This is a genomic window from Neolewinella agarilytica (assembly GCF_900110645.1).
GTDB classification, from domain to species: Bacteria; Bacteroidota; Bacteroidia; order Chitinophagales; family Saprospiraceae; genus Neolewinella; species Neolewinella agarilytica.
The window spans coordinates 456,176-474,452 of sequence record NZ_FOFB01000001.1; the positions used below are offsets into that span (position 1 = coordinate 456,176).

The 18,277-nt window shown below is 51.2% G+C and carries 14 protein-coding genes; 4 read left to right on the plus strand and 10 right to left on the minus strand.

What is annotated here, in order from left to right:
* Positions 1–113: 113 nt before the first annotated feature.
* On the minus strand, positions 114–584 hold the full coding sequence (locus BM123_RS01725) for a ribonuclease H-like YkuK family protein (protein WP_090165072.1): 471 nt from the start codon (positions 582–584) through the stop codon (positions 114–116).
* A 454-nt stretch (positions 585–1,038) separates the two neighbouring features.
* On the opposite strand from BM123_RS01725, the gene BM123_RS01730 reads away from it, so the two are divergent.
* Positions 1,039–3,699, plus strand: a complete 2,661-nt coding sequence (locus BM123_RS01730; RefSeq protein WP_090165073.1) for an AAA family ATPase — start codon at positions 1,039–1,041, stop codon at positions 3,697–3,699.
* Between the two features lie 48 nt (positions 3,700–3,747).
* On the opposite strand, the gene BM123_RS01735 is transcribed toward BM123_RS01730, so the two are convergent.
* From BM123_RS01735 to BM123_RS01745, 3 genes are all read right to left on the minus strand, one after another.
* A complete protein-coding gene (locus tag BM123_RS01735) occupies positions 3,748–4,593 on the minus strand; it encodes a hypothetical protein (protein ID WP_090165074.1) in 846 nt (281 codons plus the stop codon).
* Between the two features lie 64 nt (positions 4,594–4,657).
* On the minus strand, positions 4,658–5,752 hold the full coding sequence (locus tag BM123_RS01740; protein ID WP_090165075.1) for a hypothetical protein: 1,095 nt from the start codon (positions 5,750–5,752) through the stop codon (positions 4,658–4,660).
* A 23-nt stretch (positions 5,753–5,775) separates the two neighbouring features.
* Positions 5,776–6,993, minus strand: a complete 1,218-nt coding sequence (locus BM123_RS01745; protein WP_090165076.1) for a glycosyltransferase family 4 protein — start codon at positions 6,991–6,993, stop codon at positions 5,776–5,778.
* A 279-nt stretch (positions 6,994–7,272) separates the two neighbouring features.
* Here BM123_RS01745 and BM123_RS01750 point away from each other — a divergent pair, with 279 nt between their 5' ends.
* Complete coding sequence (locus tag BM123_RS01750) at positions 7,273–8,385, plus strand: T9SS type A sorting domain-containing protein (RefSeq protein ID WP_090165077.1); 1,113 nt, start codon at positions 7,273–7,275, stop codon at positions 8,383–8,385.
* 196 nt (positions 8,386–8,581) lie between these two features.
* Here BM123_RS01750 and BM123_RS01755 read toward each other — a convergent pair whose 3' ends face one another.
* From BM123_RS01755 to BM123_RS01770, 4 genes are all read right to left on the minus strand, one after another.
* The gene (locus BM123_RS01755; protein ID WP_090165078.1) at positions 8,582–10,411 is read right to left on the minus strand and encodes a M1 family metallopeptidase; all 1,830 of its coding nucleotides are present in this window, start codon (positions 10,409–10,411) and stop codon (positions 8,582–8,584) included.
* 93 nt (positions 10,412–10,504) lie between these two features.
* Positions 10,505–11,572 (minus strand): ABC transporter substrate-binding protein, encoded by a 1,068-nt coding sequence (locus BM123_RS01760; RefSeq protein WP_090165079.1) that lies wholly within the window; start codon positions 11,570–11,572, stop codon positions 10,505–10,507.
* On the minus strand, positions 11,560–11,916 hold the full coding sequence (locus BM123_RS01765) for a single-stranded DNA-binding protein (RefSeq protein ID WP_090165080.1): 357 nt from the start codon (positions 11,914–11,916) through the stop codon (positions 11,560–11,562). The genes BM123_RS01760 and BM123_RS01765 overlap by 13 nt, the downstream gene beginning before the upstream one ends.
* Entirely contained in the window at positions 11,913–12,269 is a 357-nt protein-coding gene (locus BM123_RS01770) for a single-stranded DNA-binding protein (RefSeq protein ID WP_090165081.1), read from the minus strand. Before BM123_RS01770 ends, BM123_RS01765 begins: the two co-directional genes overlap by 4 nt.
* Positions 12,270–12,593: 324 nt before the next feature.
* On the opposite strand from BM123_RS01770, the gene BM123_RS01775 reads away from it, so the two are divergent.
* Together BM123_RS01775 and BM123_RS01780 are read left to right on the plus strand one after the other, a co-directional pair.
* Positions 12,594–13,703 (plus strand): DUF4249 domain-containing protein, encoded by a 1,110-nt coding sequence (locus tag BM123_RS01775; protein WP_090165082.1) that lies wholly within the window; start codon positions 12,594–12,596, stop codon positions 13,701–13,703.
* A gap of 82 nt (positions 13,704–13,785) precedes the next feature.
* Positions 13,786–16,200, plus strand: coding sequence for a TonB-dependent receptor (locus BM123_RS01780; RefSeq protein WP_090165083.1), 2,415 nt, complete (start codon positions 13,786–13,788; stop codon positions 16,198–16,200).
* Positions 16,201–16,518: 318 nt separating this feature from the next.
* On the opposite strand, the gene BM123_RS01785 is transcribed toward BM123_RS01780, so the two are convergent.
* Both BM123_RS01785 and BM123_RS01790 read right to left on the minus strand, forming a co-directional pair.
* On the minus strand, positions 16,519–17,250 hold the full coding sequence (locus tag BM123_RS01785) for a S24 family peptidase (protein WP_090165084.1): 732 nt from the start codon (positions 17,248–17,250) through the stop codon (positions 16,519–16,521).
* Positions 17,251–17,532: 282 nt separating this feature from the next.
* Entirely contained in the window at positions 17,533–18,267 is a 735-nt protein-coding gene (locus BM123_RS01790) for an enoyl-CoA hydratase-related protein (RefSeq protein WP_090165085.1), read from the minus strand.
* Positions 18,268–18,277: the final 10 nt, after the last annotated feature.

Consider the following 18,277-nt stretch of genomic DNA (forward strand, 5'->3'; position numbering starts at 1 on the left):
CGAGGGATCGTGTTTGCTGAGCGAAGCCGAAGTACAGGAGCAAGCCCGGGGAGATAAAAGAGCAAAGGAGGCAGGGACGAAGTTTATGCTTCATCCCTGCTCTTGCTTATCCCTTAGCATACCTTATCAGCACAGGCTGAAGAGGCGAAAGCATCGGGCTTGGCTTTGAAGACGAAGCCCATACCGAGAATGTACCCCATAGCCTCTTTCAGGGCGGTGTTGGACTTAAAGTGAGGGTCGGTATTGATGTCAGCGTGCACTTCGAGTTCTACCTTATGCTCATCGAGCAGGTTACAGAGTTCGTAGGCGATTTCTACCGAGCGGGCGACCTCCAGAATCATCCGTTCGCGGATGCTCATTTTTTGCTCCGTCTTGTAGTTGGCAATGAACATGAAGCCCCCCTTCTTTTCCCGGAGGAAAACGATAACGGTGGCAAACTCCGTCACTTTGCCCCGTACCTGGCTATCGGTACCAATACAGACCTTGAGGCGGTGGCCTTGCTCCCGCTCCCGCAGGATGGTTTTACGGACAGCTTCGCTGATGGGGTCAGTGATCTTGCGGCCGTCATAACGACGCCACTTCATCTCCGTTAATGGTATTTGATTCATCATGGGGTAGTTAATACGTTTGCCAAGATAACCTTCTGAAAGCTAAGCTAAGTTGCACTACCCAACAATTGTGATAAACTTCATATTGAGAAAATACACGCTTAATCGGCTGATTGGCCGTAGTTCGCCCGCCCGTCCCACTGCTTTTAGTGAGGCAAATTTTGCACCTGCGGCCGCGCAAAAGACACTTCTCCAAAAAAAACCGGAATAATCTCGCAACCTTATTTCTAAATCGCAGTTTATCCCTCGACCGTCAGGTTTAGGGGCTGTAAAACGCATAGCCCCTAAGTTTAGATAGGTGGTTTTGAGGTGCTCCGAATATATTCGGAGCACCTTTTTTCACGTCTTCATCATAGTTTTTAGGGTGCTAACAATTAAAGCCCGTAAACCGGGTTTGGATAGTTTACCGTTATGGTGTTTCTTTACTTAAATGACCGTAAGCCAGGATAATGATGAAGTAGTATCAGCCTTTAAGTTCAAAGAACTTAAAGTGTACAACTCTACGGAATATCTCTGGGAAAATGTGAAGAAGTACCGCCAGGTTTTTGATCGGTACGAGACAGCCTATATCTACGCAGAACTTTCTCTCTATAATAAAAAGTTTGATCTCGAAGACTGGTCCTTACGCGTAGACCTGAAGTGCTTTAGCATTGAAGGAAAAGAAAAAACTGAAATCTGTAATCTGACGATAGAGAAAGAGGTCAGTAAATTCGATAATGTCATCTTCCTAAGGGAAGGATGGGGCAATCAAAAGCGCGGGACTTTCTGGAAGAAAGGCACTTACTTCTGGGAAGCCTACATTGATGGTAAGAAGGTTGGCAGCAAATACTTTTACGTCATTGAGCACGCTGACTCAGCGGAGGGCATTCAGGATCTGGATTGGATGGACATGGAATCCATCGAAAAGTACCTGAAACTGAAATCCGTCCGTCTTTACGAAGGCCCTTACGATGATGTACTGGAAGACGACCGGGTCTTTCTGAAAGAGTTTGCCGTTAAAGAAACCCGCTACATATACGTCGAGCTCCTGTTTGACAACCTCCAACCCCATGAAGACTGGCACCTGGAGCTGTACACCAAGTTTCATAACCAGGCCCGCGAGCTAAAGGGACAGATTGTTCGCCTGCAACTCGTCAAGCAAGATCAAAAAGAAGTGAAGGTTACCGCTGGCTGGGGTGCTGCGAATCCGAACCTCTGGCGGGAAGATGCTTACACGGCCGATATTATCTTTCTGGATAAACTCATTGCCAGCGTTCCCTTTCTCGTCGATGATGAAGCCGTACCGGGTTTACCACCCGTTTACCTTCCCGGGGAAGACAACGGGATGGTTCTTGCCCCTCAGGAAGAATCATCAGAAACCTTTGACACCATTATGGCCCGCCTGAATGCACTAACGGGCCTGCAGGAAGTAAAGCAGAAAATAAACGAGCACGCCATCTACATCCGCTTTCTGCAACTACGGCAGAAGCGGGGGTTTGATATGGACAAAGGCATTGACGTTCATTCCGTTTTCAGCGGAAACCCCGGCACCGGAAAAACTACGGTGGCCAGAATGATGGGGCAGCTCTATCGTAAAATGGGCTTACTCTCCAAGGGTCATACCGTAGTGGCTGACCGTGTTGACCTGGTGGGCGAATACATCGGACAGACAGCCCCCAAAACCCGGGAGGTGATCGAGCGGGCCCGCGGCGGTGTTCTTTTCATTGATGAAGCCTACGCCCTGGCCCGAAGTAATGACGATGGTAAAGACTTTGGCCGGGAGGTCATTGAGATCCTTGTCAAGGAAATGTCTAACGGTGAAGGAGATATCGCCGTTATTGTAGCCGGTTACCCTACGGAGATGAAGCGCTTCCTGGACAGCAATACCGGCCTGAAATCCCGTTTCAAGCATAACTATGACTTCCGGGACTTTCTCCCACAGGAACTCAGCACCATTGCGGATTACGCCTGCGAACAACTTGGTGTTAAGCTAAGCACCGCAGCCAAAGCCCGCATCGACGTGATGATCACCAAGGCCTTCCGCTCGCGGGACAAGACCTTCGGCAACGCCCGCTACGTACACGATCTTATCGAAAAGGCCAAAGTACAAATGGCGCTGCGTCTGATGCAGGACGAGACTAAGGCGCTCAAACTCACTGAAGAGCAGTTGAGTAGTATTCTCGTAGAGGACGTAGAAAAGATTGAGTACGACAAGAAGGCAGATCGACCGGCCATACCCGTTAACGAGGAGCTCCTCGCCGAAGCCATGGCGGAGCTGGATGCTCTGATCGGGATGGAAAACATAAAGGTGCAGCTCCGGGAACTCGTTAGTCTGGTGAAATTTTACCGTAAGACTGGTCGTGACGTCCTTAATGCCTTCCACCTTCATACCGTCCTGATTGGTAACCCGGGAACGGGAAAGACTACCGTTGCCCGTATTCTGGCCCGCATCTATAATGCTTTAGGTATTTTAGAAAGAGGCCATATTGTGGAAACGGACCGTCAGGGGATGGTCGCTGGTTACGTTGGCCAGACCGCCGAAAAAACGGCTAAGAAAATAGAAGAAGCCATCGGGGGAGTACTGTTCATCGATGAAGCTTATGCGCTGACGCAGAAGAGCAGCCAACGGGGAGACTTCGGCGACGAGGCCATCCAAACCCTGCTCAAGCGGATGGAAGATAAACGCGGAGAATTTTTCGTCTGTGTAGCGGGATACCCCGATAACATGGATGTCTTCCTGAAAGCCAATCCGGGTCTCAGTAGCCGCTTTGACAAGACCTTGCTCTTCGAAGATTATTCCCCGGAGCAACTGCTTCAAATTGCCGAGAGCATGTTTAAGGAGCGGTCCGCCAGGCTGGCCCCCGCCGCGACGAAACACCTGGAGGCCTACCTGCGATTCCTGCATAAATACCGGGATAACTTCTTCGGCAATGCGCGCTCCGTCCGCAAAATTGTTATCGACATCCTTAAACGCAACGATCTCCGCCGGGCGGAACTGCCCGACAATAAAAAGAGCCCCTCCAAAACCGTGAGAGTGCTAAAGGCCGACGTCGAACATCTGAAACTGGATACTAAGGAGCTTAGCATTCAGCGGAAGCGGATTGGGTTTTAGGGATAGAACGGTAGAGACAGGCCGTGGCCTGTCTCTACCGTTCTATTCTTAAAATTCCGTAAACACCTTATCCCGAAGGTTTCCACCGACAGAAATATCCGTCAGCTGAAAACGTCCTCCGCGGTCACCTGACAGCAGGATTCCCTGATGGGGGAGATATCCCTCCCAGGGTGTTTCCATAGCAGGCTTCTCATCATCAGCATTGCGGAAGAATTGCCAGGTATTGATCCGGTAGCTCACCTTATCAATGTACAAACGATAGCGGTTATCGGGCGTGTCCCCTACCCCGCTGAAGGTCTGATCGAGGATGTAGCTGGGGCGCTTGGCCTGCGGGTCAGTAGCAATGTCGCCACCGAATTTCAGGGTAACGCCAGCATCCTTGAGCTTAAACTGCTGCACGAGCCAAAAGGCATCGTTGATGAAAATGGAATTGGCGCGCTTGAGGTATAGCGCCAGGCTATCCGGATGGGTAATCTCATCGCCCAACTTCCGGACACGGCCGGATAGGGTGTCCTGGCTGTAGTCCAGCAGATAGACCATGTTTTGCTTGGGCACATCGATGCGTACCCGGCTATCTTTTTTGTCCCAGGTCAGGGATCTGGCACCAAAGAAGTTCCACTTCAGGAAACGGGTATCGTCCCAGGCCTGACGGCCGCCGTGGTATTTGACGATGCTGTCGGCCAGTTGAATGGCCTTTTTATCGGACCCCTCAGCGTTGAAGCCGGGAGCGGCGGGGTTGTTACCGCCATCAAGGTCAAGGGAGACGGGTTCTAATTGGAGGGTGTTGCTTTCGGTCTCTACAGCCTCAGGTTCGGTACTGGTTGCCGGCGTGGTGTTGCAACTGTAGCAGAGAAATAAAACGGTGAAAGGGAGGAATCTTAGTAAAGTGTGCATTTCTCAGAAACACACTTTGTGTGGTTGGGTTCACTATCTGAACGTTGAGTGAGATAATTCTCTTTTACATCATCTCCACTTCCAAATAAACCGGTTGATGATCAGAATATTTAAAGCCCTGGTTGATTCCCTTCACGCGCTTGATACGAAGATTGGGACTGAGGAGGAAAAAATCGATTACTGACCGACGGCTGCGATGCGCGTCGTAAGGTATGTGGCTCTCGCGGACGGTAGCCGTGCCAGGGTCATAACCGTACTTCCAGCCGGGGGGCATGAAGTCAAAACTCACCGCAGTGGGCAGCTCTACCCTTTCTACCGTTGGGTTGAGGCTGAACCAGTTGAATCCGGGAGGCATCTGGTTCCAGTCTCCGCCAATGATGACATAACGGCCCGCTTGGTAGTCCGCCAGCGCCGCCTCCCGCAGCGCATTCATTTGCTGGCGGCGGATGCTGCCATCTTTATCGTAAGCAGATAGGTGGACGTTGTAGACCGCCAATTCCTGGCCTTCCTTCACGGGGTAAACCTGCCGCAGGGCGCATCGATCCAACTGAAAGAGTTTGGTTGGCCAGGGGAACTCCCCCGGCAGCTGTATCCGTTCAGCCGTCGCAGGCCGGTACTTAGACATGGAGACCAAGCCACCGACTACGTAGCCGTAATGGTCCCAGGGTTGTAGTAGCGGCAAAGGAACGCGCTTGCTTTTGAAGTTGGGGGCAAAGAAGGTAGCGTAGGATGGCCGGGCTTCCCGGACAGTTTGCAGCTGGTTCACGTAGCGGCTACGGTAAGCAGCCGTATCGATCTCCTGCAGCAGGAAAAAGTCACTAAGCGTGTTCTTAACGGTTAGCTCCTGCCCGTCTACATTGGATATGATCCGCTCTTCGGACATTCGAACGGTACCGGGCGTCGTCCAGAAAAAGTCTCCCTTATTGTAGAAGAAAAAGTCCTCGTCTCCGATACCGCCGTAGCCTACGTTCCAGCTCAACAAACTGATAATGGAATCCTGGATAACGGGCTCTGCCCGTTCAGCGGAGGCTACGCTTGAAGACAGCGTTTCGGTACCTTCCGGCTTCCAGTCCGTTACGGTACCAAAAAGCAGAAAACCCGCTACGTAGAGTAAAAAGATAACGGCCGTCCAGACCAGGATTTTGAACAGTCTTCGCATAAGGCGAAGGTACGCTTTATGGCCTAAGCTTCCACCGCAGTACGCATCAGCTTATGGTAACGAACGAGTAATTTTTCAGCCAGCACTCTACGGTCGTATTTCTTGTGGAAACGGATGGCGGCGGCCCGACCAATTCGTTCCAACTTGCGGCCCCGCCGCAAACAATCGGCAATTGCTTCGACGAATTGGGTGGGTGTATCGGCTACGAAGAGATCCCGACGGTGCTTAGCATCAATCCCTTCCAATCCGATGGAGGTAGAGATAACGACTCTGCCTAAAGACATTGCCTCCAGAATCTTGGCCCGCATTCCACCACCGCTCAGTAATGGGACAATGCTGATGCTGTGAGCGGCGACGAAGTCGCAGCTGCTTTCTACTTCACCGTGAATGATAACGTTCTTCATCCGCAACTCCTGAAGGGAAGGAGGCATGTTCCGTCCGGCAACGTGAAATTCCAAATCCGGGAAGCGCCGGTGAATACCGGGCCAGACGTCATTCAGGAACCACTGCAGCCCTTCCAGGTTCGGCATCCAATCCAGGGAGCCAATGAAGTGCAGGCTGAGGGGCCGCGCGTAGCTGTCGTAACGTGGTTCTCCGCAGGTAGTTTCCAGGCCAATGGGGAGCACGTAGCTCTCGCCCCGGAAGCCCAGTGTCTTGAAGTAAGACTCGTCCCGCCGGGTAATCGGCAGCAGCAGGTCATACTGATTGAGCTGCTGTTGCTCATATTCTTTTAGCTGAGCCGTCAGGTGCTGTAAATACCAGCGCTTGGGGGCAAAGCTGATATTGGCGCTGCACCGCTCCCAGATTTCATGTTCTACGTTGTGGGAGCGCATGACTACCTGAGCCTCGCTGTGCTTACGAATGGTATTGACGTAAGGAGACAGGTATAAAGTCTCCAGCTGCACTACATCAAAGGTCTCTTCCAACAACCATTCCGTCAAGCTGTCGTGGTAAGCAGGAAGATCGAACCGACTGATATGGTAAGAGGTCCCCCGCAATAGATTTCCCAGCGCATCAAAGGCGCTAATGGTGTTATCTACATTCACCGTTCTGACTTCCCGGTAGTGGCTCATTTGTTCGGGCAGCGTACTGCCGGCAAAAAAGTGCTTACTGGTATTCATGGCCAGTAGGCAGACTTCGCAACCTAACTCACTCAGAGATTTACTCAAACCATGGATGGCCTGACTTTCTCCGTCTTTAAGTGGGTAGGGAAACTTCTTGGTTAGTAGTAATATCTTCATGCAGGGATGCGGTCTCTCTAAGCTACGTCGTGGTGGTGGTTCATGGATTTGATACATCCTACAGTATAAACGTTGCTTCAGTTGAAGTAAACAGGCTGACTTTATTACTCAAATAAATGTCCAAACGCCTCTTTCATGCATAATTAGCTCGTAATCAATGATTTTTGCTCTCAGGTTATCTTTCCTACTTTACAATAAATTTGACGCTGATTTATACTGACACATAACTTTTTTAAACCCAATTCATCTTCTGTCTAATTTCCCAAACAGTCATTTCATATGAAACAACTCTACCTCTTTTTTTGCTGCTGCCTGCTCAGCACAGTTCTGCTTGCTCAGACCGTCACTTTCGATACGAACACCGGAAACGCTGGCTACAGTGCATATCCACCCGCTGATGGTGTAATTGGTCTCGAAGACTACTCAATGGACCTGTCTGCATTCCCGGGCACCTCCGCCACCAGCGTTGAAATCACATCCATTCTCTTCGTCGGAGGGGTAAGCAGTACCGATGGCACTGGCGGCGTAATCACCGTCGAGTTCTTCGATGCTGCGACAGCACTTGTTACCAGTGTTGACGTTAACCTTTCGCAAGATGGAAACTTCGCCTGGACGCTTACCCTCACCCCTCCCGTTACTGTTCCTGTAAATGGCTTTATGCAAGTCCTGATTGATCCGGCTAACACTAATAATAGCGGCAGAAACGTGCAGGGTCAGTGGTTTTTAGCGGATCCTCCGATTACCGGCCAAATAGGTACCACGCCCGGCGCCCCCTTTAATAATGGTTCAACCGATGTCGCTTTTGCCATGGGACTGACCGTTAATGACATTTCCTTACCGGTCACATTCTCCAACCTCAGCCTGACTGCTGCAGACAAAAGCCTGCAACTTGACTGGTCAACCTCTTTCGAAGACAACAACCGTGGCTTCACCGTGGAACGGTCCGTTGATGGCAGCTCCTTCATTGATGTAGGATTTGTTGCAGGACACGACAATGCTTCCAATGGAGGTGATTATCGCTTCCTGGACCAGGGAATCATCGAAAACACCACCTATTTCTATCGTCTTCGCCAGGAGGACTACGATGGATCTACGAGCTATTCTGATGTTGTCAGCGGAGCGCTTGCGTCTGGCACGGGCTTCAATGTCGGAAATTTCGTCCCTAATCCCGCCCGAGAATCGACCATGCTGAGTATTCGCCTGGACGAAGCAGCGGAGGTGTCTCTCCGCCTTTTCGACGCCTCCGGACGGCAGGTCGCCGAGAGAAAGCAGCAGCTCGGCGCTGGAAACAACCTACTTACCCTCCCATTAGCCGACCTTCCCGCCGGCACCTATCTGGCGCAGATCGTTACGGCTGACAAAGCCCTCACACAACGTCTTATCATTCGGTAACGCTACCGAAATTGAATCAGAAGGTAGAACCAGAATGGCCCGAAAGCAGCTGCTTCCAGGCCATTCTTTTTGGTTCCGTCACCTTGCTCATCCAAGGCAGAACACTGCATCCTGCGTCTGCGCCATGAACAATCAACGAACTTGCTGCCGTAAAGACTATCAGACTCTTTAACTGTTTGACTACCTGACGACCAGATTACTTCTCCCAGCTGTTATTCTCCACATCATCCTCAAACATCCGATTACGCGGGTTGAGCTGAACGGATTTAATGTCCTTTTTATTGACGTCAATGGTAAAGTCGTAGGTGGGGTTCGTCCACGGCCAGTCCTGTAGTACCGTCCAGTTATCGGCGTACTCAGGCTGATCTTTAGTGGCGCGCAGCAGGCGGGGGGCAATGTAATACCAGCGTTCAGCACCGTCATTGAGGGTAACCAGAATTTCCAGCGGCATCGGCATCCGACCGATCTTTTCCAGGAAAATTTTCGATTTCTTTTTATCAGACTCCACCTTGTCTACGGCATAATCGGCATAGTCCGTTCCGTTCACCCAGTATTCCCGGTACCAGTCGAGTTCCATTCCGGAACACTTCTCCGCTACGCGGATAAAGTCGTTCGGATTCGGGTGCTTAAAGGCCCAGTCGTTGAAGTAGCGGTGCAGGGTACAGTCATGCGCTTCTTCACCAATGATGTAACGAAGCTGTTCCTGAAAGACGTTTCCATTAACGTAGGCAGCAACGCTGTAAGCGGCATTCGTTGCAAAGTGGTCAGCATGAATAGTCAGCGCTTCCTGCATACCACTCTGGCGGAACCCCCGCAAGCTGGCGTAGGTCCGGGCGTGAGGGTTATCGCTGGCTTCTCCGCCAATGAGACCTTTTTTGCGCAGATGGTTCATCACCTCACTGCTTGCCCAACTGGTGAAGCCTTCATCCATCCAGGCGTAGAGGCTTTCATTCGTCCCCATCAGGTGCTGATACCAGCTGTGCATCAATTCGTGCACGGAGACGCCGACCAATGAAGGGAAGCTACGTTCGCCGGTAATCAGCGTTCCCATAGGGTACTCCATACCTCCGTCGCCGCCCTGAACAAAGCTGTATTGCTTGTAAGGGTAATGCCCGTAATGCTCATTGATGTAAGCAAAGGCTTCGTCCATTACCTTAGGCAGGTTCTCCCAGTTTTCAGACGTTTTTTCTCCGGGCTGGTAGTAGAAATGCATCGTCATGCCATCGGCACGTTTCATGCTGGTGTGCTTATAGTCCGGGTCAGCCGCCCACATGAAATCACCTACTTTCGGCGCCTTAAAATGGTAAGTAATTTTCTTAGCGCGTTTCGCGGGCTCTGGTCCATAGCCGTAGCCAATTTCCTCCGGGTTTTGCAAATACCCCGTACCGCCAACTACGTAACTACCATCAATAGTAATCTTCACGTCAAAGTCACTCCAGATGTGGTAGAACTCACGACCAATGTAAGGGTTAGCGTGCCAGCCCTGGTAGTCATACTCCGCCATTTTGGGGTACCATTGAGCCATACTGAACCGAATGCCTTCTTTGTTATCCCGACCACTGCGGCGAATCTGCAGAGGCACCTGAGCCTCCCATTCCATCTTGAAGGTGCTGGTGGCACCGGGAAGAATGGGTTCGTTGAGCTCCACTTCAAGAATGGTACCGACCGTTTCGTGCTTTACCGGGCGGCCATCCTGAGTAAGGCTGCCGACCTTAATGTAACCGATCTCCTTTTTATCCAGATTTTTGATCCGGTCCCCCACCCGCTTGTCCGCATCGGGTAGTGTCTGATTCCGTATATCCATCATACTTCCGGGCTGGAAAGCATTAAAATACAGGTGATAAAAGGCCTTCGTCAGCGTATCCGGTGAATTGTTGACGTAGCGCAGCGTTTGTATGCCGTCGTATTGGTTTTTCTTGACATCCATGTCAATTTCCATTTCGTAGGTAGCAGCCTGCTGCCAGCGATCTGGTTGTGCCGTAAGTGCAAATGAAGTCAGCGTAAAAAGGAGAAGTAGAAAACGCATAGTTGGTCGTTTGTTTTGGTCAGTTTGTTATTAACCCTGTTGTCAGGGCGCTGCCGCAGGTGCAAAAGGAAGTTGTAGAGAGCAAAGAAAGTGCTACTCCTGCTCTTCGGCAATTTGATTGATCAGGGCCCAGGCAGCGGGAATATTCTGTTCGATGGTCTCAGCGTTAACCTTCAGCCCGATCTGATCCGGAAAACCGTAGAGGTAATCATTGGCTTCCGTGAAGCTTTCCGCAGGATATTCAAACCAGGCATTGGTTAATTTTTGCTGTACATCCTTGGCGAAAAGGTAATTGATCAGCGCAACGGCCATGTTGCGGTTAGGCGCATTCGCAGGCATCGCTACACAGGTAATGTTGAAGAAGTTAATGTCCGTCGCCTGTGTATGCGGGAAACGGACCCGCCAGGTTTCCGCTGCTTTGAAGTGCTGTGGGTCTCCGTTGAGGAACCAACGAACGGCCGTTCCCAGGCTAACGAATGCCATATCTAACTGGCCACTCAGCATTCGGTTGAGCTGATCCGTATCTGAACCATTAGGGCCACCTACTGATTTTTCGTAGACCGACTGCGCCCAGATCGCCGCAGCCTTAGAGTTAAGGTTAGCGTTCAGGCCTGCCACCACACCCGCCAGCCCGGAACTGTCCGGGTGAGCTACCCCCAGGCGGATTCCCCGCCGGGTTGCCTTAACGATGCCGGCATAACTGCCGGCCTCTTCAGAAGTAACGGCATTAGGGTTATAGACGGACACCATCGTCCAGCGGGTAAGGCCGGCGTAGTAACCTTCATTATCAAGGTAGCGGTCATCAACATTGCCATTCGTAAAAGCATCGACGAAAAAGGGTTGCAGCACATTGAAGTTCCGCAGGCGAACGGCGTCCTCCAGCGTAGGGAGTAACACCACATCAGCGTTAAGTGCACCACGGGAAGCCTCCTCGATGATGTCTCGCATCGGCTTAACGATCACGTTTACTTTAGTCCGGTAGCGGAGTTCAAAACCTTTGATTAAAGCGGCATCCTGAGCCAGATAGCGCCAGGTAAGCAGGTTAAGACCTACGGGAAAATCCTGAGCGGGAGCATTCCCTCCGGCAGGCGGGTTGTCGTTTCCACAGGAGAAGAGCCCCAACAGGCCGATAAACAAGAGCGTACCAATCAATCGTTGCATAGATGCTTATTTGAGTGGGTAAAGGTAATAGTTCCTCCTTTGCCCAAATAGCTATACTCCCGAATATGAATTTCAGGCACCCGATAAGTTTTGCCCCGCTGCCATTTATGCAGCCGGTAAAGAAGCTCCCCCCGGACGAGTAACCGGTCTCCTCTGTGAAGATGCTTGTGGAGGTCAAGTGCTGCCGGCCCCCAGGCAATACAATGATGGGCGGTCGTAGCCGATGTCCGGGTATTGACCTCTGAAGAGGTCCGCAACTCAAAGCGCGTTAAATCCTGTCCGTGTACCGTACAGTGATAAGTAGGGTCTACCACCAGTTGGCCAATTAAAGTAACTTCATTCATAGAGCAGAAATTTGTTGCCGCTCAGAAACCGAGCGACCGGATGAAAGCAGTAAAAAATGATCCAGATGAACTTCGGTGCGGAGAACCTTTCTCCCTTCGTATTCCAGAAAACGAGTCCGGAGTTTGCCCTGCACGAACAACTCACTTCCCCGTTTTACTTTTCGGTAAAAAGTCTCTGCAAGCCCGCCCCAGGCCACTAAGTAGAACGAAGGCTTTGGTTCCCCCGCCTCCTTCTGGCTGTAGTCCTGATATAACCGAAGACGTAGCACGGCTGTGCCATCCGTCAGGTAGTGCAACTCCGGATCATGACCGGCTCTTCCGGTTAACTGTGTTTGATTGAGATAAAACGCCATAGGTATTTTGTTGTCCCGCAAAACTCTGGCAAGACAAAGGCAATAGCCGTTATTTATACGTTTACTTACGTTTATATACGTTTATAAACGGATAATCCGCTTTTGCATTCTGACAATCAAATATTGAACCCGTTTATAAAATTGGGATTCTCCCCCAAAACATCGAAGTTTTCACAGACGCGATAATTTTCCTGCAATCCATTGCATCCTTTTAACCAGGTAAGCTCTGTACTGCGAGCGATATAAAATAACTTGTTTAGCTATCCGGCCGCTATCCGAATTCATCATTTGTGACTTACCTTCCCCATCTAATATTTTTTGGAAATGTCGATAGTCCTTCGTGCCACACTACTAACAACAATTGTCTTTTTGTTGTCAACCTGTACCGATCCGGTTGTTCCTGTTTACCAGTTTGAGACGGGCTTCATACTGGTAGAAGGCAGAATTACGGATACCCCGGGCTATAGCGAAATCAGGATATCCCGCAGTGAGCTTCTTTTTGATAATTACACCCTCAGCCCCGAGCTTGGAGCTACGGTGAGTACAATCTCCAGTGATGGAGAGGAAGTCACCTGGGAACAAGTAGGAGGGACGAGTGCCTTTCGTGCTCCGGAAGACTGGGTCGCAGAGGCCGGCAAATCCTATTCCCTGCGCATCATCACCAGCCAGGGAGAGATGGTGGAGTCTGAGCCGGAGCAATTGCCAACGAGCGTTCCGATGCAGAACGTCCGCGTTGAATTTGAGCAGGAAGCCTACTTCAGTACTGGCCGCAACCGCTTCATTCCAGCTTTTAACCTTCTGGTGGACGTTGACGACCCTCCCGGCGAGGCCAATTTTTACCAGTACCGGTACACCACTTATGAGATGATTGATGTTTGCGCCAGTTGTGAACGTTCCCGCTGGCGGGATGGGGTGTGTATCGCCGGGCCGGGTACGAACTTTGTCAGCCGCTGGGATTACCTGTGCGACGCTGCCTGCTGGGTTTTCAGTAACAGCCAGGACCTCAATATTCTCAGTGATGAATTCAGCCAGGGGCAACGGATTGAGGGAATTCCTGCCGGACGCTTCGATTACAGCCGGCCCGGTGGCCTCCTCTTTGACGTTCAGCAATACAGCACTACTGCGGCGGCTTTCGCTTTCAACTCGACCCTGAAAGAACTCGCGGATGGTTCAAGCGGTTTGAATGCTCCCCTGCCGGCAGCCCTGGTAGGTAACCTCTCTGACCTCAGCGAAAAGGGGACGCCGGTTCTGGGTTTTGTCAGCGTTTCCTCTGTGTCAACGGAGAGAGTCTATATTGACAGAGAGTCATTTGGCGGCACCTCCCTGCCCTACGATGGTCAGATAATACTGGAACCCGTTATGCCGGCCCCTCCCGTTGCGCCCTGTGAAGGAGGCAACCGTAGCCGCATTGAGCCGGAAGGATGGGGCGGTTAATCTCTGCTCTTCCAACAATTATTGCACCTGCGCTCCGGCGCCCTCTACATCGCTACCCCTCGTTCCTATCATTTATTTCCTTATGAGAGCACTTTTCTCCTTCCTGGTTTTGCTATCTGGCATCAGCTGTTTTGCCCAATCCTACTCCCTGAAAATCGTTACCACGGACGCCAGCAATCGGGAACCGCTCGGCTTCGTCAATATTCAGGTGGAAGGAACCGACGTTAACGGGACCACCGATCTGAACGGTGAAATCACCCTCGAGGTGCCCGGAGGAGACATTGTTTTGTTGGCTTCCTACCTTGGCTATGAGGCATTGCGCAAAGAATTAACCATCAATAACAGCCAGGCCCGGTTAATTCTGGCCATGGATCCCACCGCCCAGCTACTGGAGACCGTAGAGGTAAGCTCCAACGATGCCAGTGAGCGACTGGAACGCCCGATGATGGGTGTGGAACGACTGAGCATTGCCGAAATCGAAGTCTTACCCGTTGCCCTCGGTGAGGTCGACGTATTCCGGGGCTTACAGCTGCTTTCCGGGGTAAATTCCGCCGGGGAAGCCAGCAACGGGCTCAGTGTCCGGGGAGGTACTATTGACCAGAACCTGGTGCTTTTCGACGGTGCCCCCATCTTTACCCCTACCCACCTGTTCGGTCTGTTCTCCGTCTTTACGCCGGACGCAGTTGGCAGCGTCGACCTTTACCGCGCGAACATCCCTTCCCGCTTTGGCGGCCGGGTATCTTCCGTTCTCGATGTCCGCTCCAGAACGCCCCGCGCCGATAAGTTCCGGATGCAGGGCGGTATTGGTTTGGTGTCCAGTAACCTGAGTATTGAAACCCCCGTTACTAAAGACAAAAAGCTAAAACTCCTGATCGGTGGTCGCGCCGGTCTGAATGATTTTGTCTTCTCAGCCATTGATCGGCTGAAAAATACCCAGAGCCGATTTGTAGACGGAACCGCTAAGCTTCGGTACTCCGCAAACGAAATGAACATCTTCACTTTATCCGGATTTTACAGCAAGGATTTTTACCAAATTGACCTGCTCAATTCCTTCGGCGGCATTATCGCCGATCAAAATCAAAACGACTATTTTACCCTCAACGGAAGTGCCGAATGGCTGAAGATTTTTAACGATAAAATGAGCCTGCAAACGCGGCTGGTAACCAGTAACCATGAACCGAAAATCCTCTTCCCCCAGTCCGACTCAGAAAATGTAATTGAGTATAAATCCCAGATTCAATATTCCAGTGTTCAGAGTACGCTGGATTATCTGGGAAGCGGCGGACATCACCTCTCCGGTGGCCTGCAGCTTATTCGCTACGACCTGAACCCCGGCGAATTAAACCCGGGAGGAGCAACTTCCGTGAACAACATTGCACTGGAAGACGAACAAGCCATCGAAGCCAGCCTGTTTGCCGAAGATGAATGGACCGTCAGCGATAAGTTCAAACTCTCTCTTGGCCTGCGTTTCACTCAATTTTCTCAACTCGGTGCGGGCGAACAGCGCACTTACTCCAGTGAGGAAGTGATTGATGATGGCACCTTCGTCTCCGCCGAAACATTTGGTAAAGGTGAGACCATGCAGACCTACAGCGGACTGGAACCACGCCTCGGCCTGAGCTATCAGCTCAGTTCAAAAATGAGCCTTAAGGCCGCTTACGCTCTTAACCGCCAGTACTTGCAGAATATCTATAACGCCACTACCCCACTCCCCAGTAGCCGTTGGAAAGTATCGGACAATAACATCGTTCCGCAGCAAGCTCAGCTATTTAGTGGAGGGCTCTATCTGCTGCCCGGTGAAGGTAAGTATGAGCTATCGCTGGAAGGTTACTACCGATCCATTGACAATCTACTGGAATACAAGCCTGGTGCTGACTTCTTCCTCAACCCTGCGGTTGAAACGGACGTAGTACAGGGGGAAGGGCAGGCTTACGGCATTGAGTTGGGCGTTAAAAAGCGAAGAGGTAAACTCACCGGAGAGGTAAACTATGCCTACGCCCGCAGCCGCAACCGGGTCAATGGCTCCACCTTTTCTACTTCGATCAATGGAGGAGACTGGTATAACGGTTACTTCGACCAACCGCACACCCTGAATACCAACCTTACGCTGGATGACGGCAAAACGAATCGAATCAGCCTCAACTTCGTTGTACAGAGTAACCGCCCTTACACTGTCCCTAATGGATTCATTACCGTAGACGCTCAGCCCATTCCCATTTTTCTGGAACGGAATAATGACCGGCTCCCCGTTTACCACCGACTTGATTTCAGCTGGACCATTACCAACCCCAAAATGGTCAAAAAGCGCTGGGTGGGAGACTGGACCTTCACGGTCTATAACCTTTATGGCAGAGACAATGCTTACAATATTTACTACCAACCCCGCGAGGCAGGTGGCCCCTCGGAGGTCTTTGGGTCCAGTCCGTTGGGGAGCTATAAGCTGACCATCTTCGGTGCGCCAATCGTTAGTTTGAGCTATGGCTTTAAGTTTGAGTAAAGGGTAGCTGAACCTTCAGGTGGATACAGTTTCACTGGTTTAATCCTTCCTCTACTGCATAAAAAAACCTCCGATCCGGTTCAAAGACCAGATCAGGAGGCAAAACAAAAAACAGCAGATTGTAGGGCGGTCCGTTCCGGCCGGAGCCGGTTATTGGAATTCGCCAGTAGTATTTAATAAAACAGAATGTAGCGTCCTGATACCGTAAAAACGGCGACCTCTCAAGGGTAGAGATCGCCGTTTTGGTTCTGTCTACCACGGCCATAATAAGGCTTTCCAGTAGAAAAGAAACGTCACCGTGGAGCGACGGTAAGGTGTCTAGAGTTCGCTAATCCGGCGAACTACCTCATAAATTTTGGTACTCATCTCTACTTCCTCTACCCAGGGGTCATGCTCGAGGAAGTTAGCGGAAACCAGGCGAAGGCCCGTAATCCGGCCTTTGCTATCGGGTACGGTCTGAACGTACTTGATCCAGATGCTTCCTTTGCTGCGAACGGCGTAGATGCGGTTATCTCTGATTTGGTGAAGGCCATCGATTTCCTTACAGATGACGATGTCACCGTTATTAATCACGGGCTCCATGGAGTTACCGGTAATGGGGAAGGCGACGTAGCCGGAGCCCATAATACCAGGCAGGCGGAAGAAATCCGTATCCTCAGTAGTGAAGCTGTCCGTATCGATACTGGCACCAGCAAATGCCTCCTTAGAGGTAAACATGATGTTGAGTGGAATATCAGAACCAACCACTTCAACGGGTTCGGGGAGCTCCATGCCGAAGGGAGTTCCATCCCCTTCCAGCAGATACGCCAGATTGACACCATACTCATGGCAAACCCGACGGGCCTGTTCGTAGTTGATGCAACGTTTATCGTCATCATTTAAAAAGGCACGGACGATGTGTCCGTAAGAACGGTTATTGAGGATACGCTTGGCAAAGTCACCAAGGCCACGACCATTACGGTCGTTCTTGATGATTTCCCCCCGCTCTTCCAATATTCGGAAGACCTCTTTAAAGCGGTCGTTCAACTCGCGGCGATCTTGAGTAATCATGTGTGGTATCAGTTATTTTCTACCACAAATTAAAACATTTTCAAACAATACCGCAACTTTTCCCCTTAAAATCTTTAAATTTTATGTTGGATTAATGGTTTTTCAGTTGGATTGGTGGTTAAATACAGATTGTTGCAGGTTGGGCAGGTTGCAGGTTGGGCAGGTTGCAGGTTACAGGTTACAGGTTGGGCAGGTTGCAACCTGTAACTTGAAACTTGAAACTTGCAACTTGAAACTTGCAACTTGTAATCTGCAACTTGAAACCTGCAACCTCCCCCCTCCCTACCCCAACAATAAATTGGCACTATAATCCGCCACGTACTTCAGGCTGTCGGCCGTAGAGTGCTCCCGCTGATAGAGGAGGTTGTGTTTGATCCCTGCGATTACACGGGGTGGCTTGCTGGCAATGCTGGCGGCAATTTCCGTTACGCCGGCCAGCAGCGTCTCCCGGTTAGAGAAAGACTGATTGACCAGCCCGGAGCGGAGGGCCTCCGGAGCAAACATCTTCCGGCCGGTAAAGGCCAGTTCGCTCACCAGGCCGGGTTGTAGAATATAAGGTAGCCGCTGGAGGGTACCGATATCGGCAACAATGCCAAAGTCCACTTCCTTGACGGTGAAGTAAGCATCCTCGGAGCAATAGCGAATATCGCAGGCAGAGATAATGTCTACCCCGCCCCCGATACAACCGCCGTGGATGGCGGCGAGTACCGGCTTGCGGCACTGCTCGATGGCAGTAATACTGGCCTGGATCCGGAGGATGAAGGTCTCCAGCTGAGCGATCATCTCTGCCTTCGTGCCAATGGCACGAGCCTGAAGACTCCCGAGGACAGCAAGATCCATCCCCGCACAAAAGTGTTTTCCTTCGCCGGCGAGGATGACGACGTGCACGTCGTCGTTTTCGTCCAGCTCCCGGAAGGTATCGCCCATGGCGTCCCAGTCGGCTTCGCCCAGGGCGTTAGCCCGGTCGGGGTGCGAAAAAGTAACGGTGGCGATGTGGTTACTAATGGAAGTTTTCATGGTTGTTCAA